Annotated in this window: 7 protein-coding genes; 3 read left to right on the top strand and 4 right to left on the bottom strand. The window is 58.7% G+C overall.

What is annotated here, in order from left to right; all coding sequences use genetic code 11:
* From ACF1G2_RS35910 to ACF1G2_RS35920, 3 genes are all read left to right on the top strand, one after another.
* Positions 1-160: helix-turn-helix domain-containing protein (locus ACF1G2_RS35910; protein ID WP_391802357.1), on the top strand; the 160-nt coding region annotated here is incomplete at its 5' end.
* A gap of 125 nt (positions 161-285) precedes the next feature.
* Positions 286-1116: a hypothetical protein gene (locus ACF1G2_RS35915; protein WP_060772862.1), complete on the top strand. Its 831-nt coding sequence runs from the start codon at positions 286-288 to the stop codon at positions 1114-1116.
* 99 nt (positions 1117-1215) lie between these two features.
* Positions 1216-5013 carry a hypothetical protein gene (locus ACF1G2_RS35920; RefSeq protein WP_060772863.1) on the top strand — a complete coding sequence of 1266 codons (3798 nt, stop codon included), beginning with the start codon at positions 1216-1218 and terminating at the stop codon, positions 5011-5013.
* Between the two features lie 6 nt (positions 5014-5019).
* On the opposite strand, the gene ACF1G2_RS35925 is transcribed toward ACF1G2_RS35920, so the two are convergent.
* The 4 genes from ACF1G2_RS35925 to ACF1G2_RS35940 all read right to left on the bottom strand — a co-directional run.
* Positions 5020-5193, bottom strand: a complete 174-nt coding sequence (locus ACF1G2_RS35925; RefSeq protein ID WP_391802354.1) for a hypothetical protein — start codon at positions 5191-5193, stop codon at positions 5020-5022.
* A 193-nt stretch (positions 5194-5386) separates the two neighbouring features.
* Positions 5387-6442: an AAA family ATPase gene (locus ACF1G2_RS35930; RefSeq protein WP_060772864.1), complete on the bottom strand. Its 1056-nt coding sequence runs from the start codon at positions 6440-6442 to the stop codon at positions 5387-5389.
* Positions 6442-6771: a helix-turn-helix transcriptional regulator gene (locus ACF1G2_RS35935; RefSeq protein WP_391802355.1), complete on the bottom strand. Its 330-nt coding sequence runs from the start codon at positions 6769-6771 to the stop codon at positions 6442-6444. Before ACF1G2_RS35935 ends, ACF1G2_RS35930 begins: the two co-directional genes overlap by 1 nt.
* Positions 6772-7115: 344 nt before the next feature.
* Positions 7116-7350 (bottom strand): tyrosine-type recombinase/integrase (locus tag ACF1G2_RS35940; protein WP_391802356.1); only part of this gene is annotated, 235 nt, incomplete at its 5' end.

The raw sequence follows: 7350 nt of genomic DNA on the forward strand, positions 1-7350 counted from the left end.
GGGGCGCAAGCCTGCGCTGGATGATCGTCAGGTACGTGAGATACGGGCCCTTCTCAGAGATCCGGAGATACAAGTAACCGATGTTGCCCGACGGTATGGCGTTTCCCGAACAACGCTTTACCGCTACGTCGGTTCGCCGAAATCATCTGCGGTCGTTTAAGTGGTGGTATTTTCCGCTGAAGTTGCTCAGATAATTTTGGGCGTTATGACTTGGCAGGCAAGTGAAGGATGTCTCCGGCGTACTACGTGTGCCGGACTACCACTGAATAAAAATAGGGAGTTTTCATGTCGGTGCTTTTTTCTGTGAAGGGATGCGTTGGTACCTTGCTGCTGGTTGCGTTGATTGGTTGCTCCAGTACCCCGAAGGCCACGTTGCCAGAACCTAAAGATGTTCCTCGCGAAAAATGGTCCGATGCCATGCTGGTTCTGGAAGCCATGCGCATCGATGGTCAGCGCGATATTCCAAGGGAAATGGTCGGGAACGAAGTAGATAACTTAAGCGCGCCGCGGTCTTCGGGAGGCTCTATAGGTCTAGCGACGGCAGGTTTGGGATACGTGTCACCTCCAACTGGTTTTAGCAGCGCAGGAGCAGCCTCTCTTGGCGTCGGGTTGTTCTTGCTGGGTGGTGGCAGTGCTGGCCCTGTCTATCACTACCAGGTTGCCTGGGTGCCTGAGGAGCTCGCTTCTAACCCGAAGGAGGCGTCTGCGTTGGTCAGGTCAGCCTGGCTTGATGCGAGAGAGAAATACTTCGGTGGAACAATCTCAAAGTTGCGCCATGAGCCTGCTAAGTACGCTGACGGCTCAGGTAAGAAATACGGCAGGCTTGCAGATTTGGCAGCCGGGAATCCTACGCCGTTCGATGCTCCTGCGAGCGTTGCTCCAGCGTTCATCTCGGCCGAGAAAGCCTACGGTCCGATCTTCCTGACCGATCCCTCAGGCGAGCTATTTGCTGACGCTAGCAGAGCTGATAAGGATGGCATGGATGCGCTGGCGGGTATTGCTCGTCACCTGCCCGAATGGATGTATGCATACTATCCTGGACGGAATTGGCCTAAGGACTTCCGACCTGCCGCGATTTACAACAAGAACGGCAATCTCTATTTCATTGGCAAGTAGTTTCTAGCTGAACTACACAGTTGGCGGTAAGCCTGCCAATTATGAAGGGCTTTATCTACGCGATCATTGACAGAATCTACCTAGGAAAGGCCGGGTAAAATGCTCGAAGTAACAGGTGCCGATATTACCAATCTGGGCGATGTCGATTTGCGCACCCTCGTCGCCCGTCTTGCGCTGGCGGAGCTGCGAAAACAGGGCTGTCCCCTGTCGGCGGTCACCGCAGGCGGCAATCAGGACGCTGCGGATGGCGGACTCGATGTGCGCGTGCAGTGTCCCGCGCCGATTGCAAATCCCGACTTCGTCCCGCGGTCATGCACCGGCTTTCAGGTGAAGAAGCCGGACATGCCAGCAGGCGCCATCGAAGGCGAGATGCGGCCGAAGCCCAAGGGTGGCGTCGACGGGAAGCTGCGGCAGGTCATCTGCGAGCTCGCCGCAGAATCCGGCGCCTACATCATCGTCAGTTCGCAGGGGTCTGTCGCGGATAAACCGCTTGCAGATCGGCGTTCGGCGATGCGCGCCGCGCTGCACGATCTTCCCGAAGCCAGTGATTTCCATACCGACTTCTACGACCGCGATCGCATCGCGACCTGGGTCAACGAATATCCGGGCATCGCCGCCTGGGTCCGCAACCGCGTCGGTCTCGGTCTGTCGGGCTGGAGCAGCATCGGGGGATGGACCGGAACGCACGTTGCCGAGGATACTTCCTATCTATCCAACGACAAGGCTTGCCTGACCGATGAACGCTCGCGTGAACGCGAGCAACTGACGATCGCCGAAGGTATCAAGGGCCTTCGCGCCGCGCTTCGCACCCCGAAGCAATGTATCCGGTTGATCGGCATGTCCGGCTTGGGCAAGACTCGTTTGGTCCAGGCGCTGTTCGAGAGCGAGGTTGGTGAGGAGCCGCTCGATCCGAGCCTCGCAATCTATACCGACTATTCGGCCGAAACCCATCCCACCGCGCGCGACATGGCACGACAGCTCGTTCTTCGCGGGCAACGAGCCATTCTTATAGTCGATAATTGCAATCCGGCCACTCACACCGAGCTCACTCGTATCTGTTCGGAAAGCACCAGCAACGTTAGCCTTCTCACCGTCGAATATGATGTTCGCGACGACGAGCCCGAGCGGACCGAAGTCTTCCGGCTGCAGTCCGCCTCGCCCGACCTGGTCGCAGAATGGCTCGAGCGATCCTTCCCGGACGTGTCTGAGATCGACCGGCGAACCATCGCTGACTTCAGCGATGGCAACTTCCGAGTGGCACGCGCGCTGGCAGAAACGCTCGGTAAGGGTGAGACACTGGGCAAGCTCAAGAGCCGCGAGCTGTTCGAGCGAATCTTCCAGCAGCGCAATCAGCCCGATCAGAATTTATTGAATGCGGCGGAAGAGTTGTCGTTACTCTATTCGATCAACGGCGAGGACACCTCATCCGATGGCGAACTCGCGCGCATCGGCGGCCTGCGATCGGTGAGCGCGGCGACGCTTTACGCCGCACTTGCGGAGCTTCGCCGACGCGGCATCGCACAAGTGCGCGGCCGCTGGAAGGCGATCCTCCCACACGCGATTGCAAATCCGCTTGCCACATTCGCTCTCCAACGGATACCGCCGTCGGACTTCGAACGGTTCAGCGCCTCGCTGACGCCACGCATGCAGAAGTCGCTCTCCCGCCGTCTGGGCTATCTTCATGATAGCCCAGAGGCTCAGGCTGCGGTCGCGCGCTGGCTGCGAAGCGATGGGCCGCTCGGGGACCTCGTGACGCGTGGCAAAGAAGGCCTCGAGATCCTGACCAATATCGCCCCAGTTGCGCCAGAGGCGGTGCTGGCGAAAATCGAACACGAACTGGATGGTCCCAACGGGGCAATATTGCTGTCGTCGAACGAGCCGACCCGGTGGCAATGGATCCGCCTCATCAAGACGCTCGGCTATGAGCAGCACATGTTCGAGACCGCCGCGACGCTGCTCGCCCGCTTCCTTGCCGCCGAGCCTGCCGACCAAAATCAAAACTCCGCCCGCGACGCGTTTGCCGAGCTCTTCCACCTGTATCTATCCGGGACCCAGACTCCACCCGAGCAACGGCGCGCGTTAGTGCGTCTGCTGGCGAAATCCGGTGATGCAGACAAGCGCCGCTGTGCATCCGTCGCGCTTGACGCGCTTCTGACCGCGCACAATTTCACCTCGTCGAGCAGCTTCGATTTCGGAGCACGGTCGCGCGACTGGGGATGGCGTCCGAAGCTGAACAAGGACGTGTGGGATTGGTACGACAGCGCTATCGATCTCGCCGTCGAGCTGTCGTCAGTCCTGAATGACGCGCGTATCACGCTTGCCGGCAGTGTGCGCGACCTTTGGCGTTTTGGCGCCTGCCACGACGCCCTGGATCGCGCAGCGAGCACGTTCGTCAAGGTGAAGCCCTGGATCGAGGGCTGGATCGCATTTCGCACCTGCCTCCGCTTCGAAGGCAACGCGATGCCCGAGCCAGTGCGAAAGCGGCTCGAGGCGATCATCCAACGGCTCAAGCCGTCCGACCTCCTCCATCAGGCGCGCGCGGTCGTGCTCAATCGTAGCATTGGCGGCTGGGAAGTTGCGGACGGCGAGCCGGACGATGGGGATGTGATGAAACCGTGGCACAGGGCCGCCCAAATGGCTCAGGATGTCGGCCGGCAATTGGCGCACGATTCCGAGACGCGCGCCGAATTCCTGACCGAGCTGATGGTCGAACCCCATGCCCAGCGCGCGCTCGAGTGCGGGCGCGGCCTCGCCGAAGGTGCGAGCGACCTTGCTGAGATCTGGCGCGATCTGGTCGGTCATTTCGAGGCGGCGGAGTCTAAGAGCCGCAATGCGACTGTGCTCGGCGGTTTCATCTACGAAGCGCATCAGCGTGACACTGGCTTTGCCGAAACCAGCTTGGAAGCCGTGATCGAGAACCCGGCACTGGCCCGCTCGCTTCCTTATCTTCAGGCGCGGATTGGGATCGACGAGGCAGGAATCGCGCGGCTGAGACGCGCGATCGAGAAAGGTGCGCTTCAGTCCTTCGACTTCATGAGCATCGCCAACGGCATCGTTGGCGATTCACCGCCGGAGGCATTAGCTCTCCTGCTGCTCGATATTGCGGATCTGCCGGACGGGGTCGAGATCGCGCTCGATATCCTGCACATGCACTTCTATCGCGACCGCGAAGCCGGCCGGCAGCGCAATCCGACGTTGATCGCGCTCGGCCGCAACCTGCTGCGCCGCACCGATTTCAGCAAGAAGGGCACTTTGCGTGACTATGGCTTGCACACGATCATTCGGGTTTGCTGTACGGGGAGCGACGGTGAAGCGACGGCTCGCGATGTCTGTGCAAATATCCGCGGCGCGATGGAGGTCTGCTATCTTTCCCGCCATGATTTGAGCCATGTGCTGAAGGCGCTGTTTGAGACCCACCCCGCTGCGGGGCTCGATATGTTCCTTCTACCTGAGATGACATCGCGAAACCACCGGCTGTTCGATGCGGACTTCTGCTTCGGCACACCGGTCGAGAACATGGACCCGGCGGTCCTGCGCCAATGGGCGGACCAGGATGCGGCGACGCGCTATACGTTGCTCGGCCGTGCCATCTCGATGTTCAGGCGAAAGGTCGACGACGAGGAGGATAACGGCATCTCGCCGCTGTTTCTCGATATGCTCAATTATGCGCCGGACAAGCGCGCTTTTCTCGGCGATTTCTGGACTCGCCTCCATCCTCGGAGCTGGAGCGGCTCGCTTGCCGACATCCTTGACCGTCGCAAGGCTCAGGTGTTGACGTTCCGCGAAAGCCCGTATACCGATGTCCGGCAATGGGTGGATGCCATCCTCCCCGAGCTAGACCGGCGTATCGATCATGAGCGCAGCCGCGACCGCGAGGGCGAGGAGAGTTTTGAGTGACGTCGTTCAGAACTGGAACAAGCTGTACAGGTCGCCGTCACCTCCGTCGCCGAACGCGCGCGTCATCGAATATTCCTGCGCCTTGAGCGTCGTCGCCTCTGCGCGAATGGCGTCGAGCGTCAGCAGGGCATGGTCGCCGCCAGCGATCGCGATCTCGAGTTCTGACTTCGTTTGCCGCATGCGCAATGACGAATGCTTACACCCATTAGGCAAAGCGGCTTTCACCACCGCTAGCCGCTTCGCCCCTTGTTACGACTGCGCATTCTCGGGCTGCGTCCATATTAGGATTTCCCTGGTCGTGAGGCGAAGGCGCTCAATAAAACGAAGGTGCTCAACACAAGTATTGAGCACCTTCGACGTGCGTTGAGCGCCTTCAGGGAGCGGTGGGAAGCTCCCATGCCCATCCGCCCTGCATACCTGTTTTGTGTGAACGTATACCTAGCTGTTTCTGGGCTCTGCGAAGCGATGCCTGAGAGATGCAAGACGCCTCAGCTAAAGACAGCAACGTAGTGATCGCAACAGGCCCCGTTTGCAACGTCTCCTCAAGAAAGTTGCAAGCTTCTTGAGTGGCTGATGCGAGTCTTGCGCCACCCGTTTGCTCGATAGCAGCCAGAATGGCTTCAGCGCTTCCTTCGATGGCCTCTCCCCATCGGATGCAGGTTGTTTCCAGATGCTCGCCTATAACGACGGGCTCAACGAAATACTCAATTCCTCCGCTATCAATCGAAACGTTGGACTTGGCTCGGACAAGCACCCTGGCTTCTGAATTCTGATCCTTCTCAGCCACCAGTACAGTGCGAGCGAGCGCGGAGAATGCCTGGCTGCCGATGACTCGATTAGCTGCGGAGGACTGGGACGTACCTTTGCTTAGGTGAGATATGCCGAGGACAGCGCAACAATGCCGCTCTGCGAAGTCCACTACCATTTGTAGCCCCTGCCGAACTTCGTTTGCTCGGTGCATATCCCCACGAATGAGATTGATCAGGGGGTCGAAAATCAGCAATGAGACGCCGTTAATCCTTGCGGCTGCCTCATTCAAAAGGGCAAAGTTGGCTGCAGGATCAAATTGTCGCCTGTTCCCACTCTGATCCCTGAGCCCTTCGATAATGTGCACGCGGGTTAGGTCTGCATCTGCAGCCGTAAGGCGAGGAATGATGGTGTCAGCTATACCATCCTCGCCGCTCCAGATTACGACGTTGCCAGCGGTCTCACCTTTGCTGCCGTCTGGCCAGTCACCACCTCTACTGAGCGTGGCGGCCAGCGAGATTGCCAACGTGGTTTTGCCGCATCCACCTGCGCCGGCAAGAATGGATAGCTTTGCCCTTGGCAGCCAGCCTGGCCAAATCCACTGGATCTTTTCCACTGGAATATCGACCGCTGCTGTGAGTTCTACCATCCAGCCTGGCTGTTGAGGTGTTCGGAGCTGCATTACAGCGCCTCCCTTTGCCGAATCCAAGCCTGGACTTCGCTATTACGCCAACCGACGCTGGAGCCGCACAAAAGGCGCTGTCGCGGGAAAAGGCCTTCCGATATTTTGCGATAGATCGTTGAGCGTTTTAAGCCGACGATTGCCTCGACATCGCGCAAACGAAGAATTTTGTCATCGTCGCCGACGTTGTCAGAGTTGCTAACGTGCATTGCCATAGGTTTGAGTCCTAGGTTCTGAAGCGTGGGGCAGCGTCCTCCGGCACTACTGCTAAAAGGGAAAAAGACGGATATCGGCTGGCTATATAGCGAGCACGGGCATCTGCCACACATAGGTATATGCGCGTTTCCGAGATTTATGTTCGGTAGCGTCGGAGGTCGTTGTGGGCTACAGAAGTTCTAGGCCGTGAGGCTTCTAGGGGCAGAACGGTATGAGAGTGTTCATGCCAGATGCGCAAATCAACCGATGGAAGTTGATGCGGCCCGTTCAGCGAATGCGAACGAGGCGAAAGTTTTTAACGTCGTTACCAGGGCGACGTGGCGGACCGTTGCGGATCGATAGGGATCGCTTGGGACGAACGATTTTTAACATGCGAGCATGTCCGATAGCAACTCGCATGCTCCTCTCCTTGGGTGGGTAGGTATCGACCCACCCAAGAGCACAGTTGACAGAGCATTTAGCTCTTTATCGAGTCCAAATAGTCGGCCCAGGTCTGCATCATTTCACGGCGCTCCGGCAAAAAGGTGGTTCGATCGTACGCACGTCCCAGCGGATTTTTTACCGTGTGAGCAAGCTGATGCTCCAGGAGGTCTGGGCGAAACCCCAGTACCTCAGCACCTATGGTTCTCGCGGTCGCACGAAAGCCGTGCCCGGTCATTTCGTCGCCGCTGATGTCCATGCGGCGTAATGCG

Origin of the sequence: Streptomyces sp. NPDC013457 (assembly GCF_043089925.1) — a bacterium.
GTDB lineage: Bacteria > Actinomycetota > Actinomycetes > Streptomycetales > Streptomycetaceae > Streptomyces.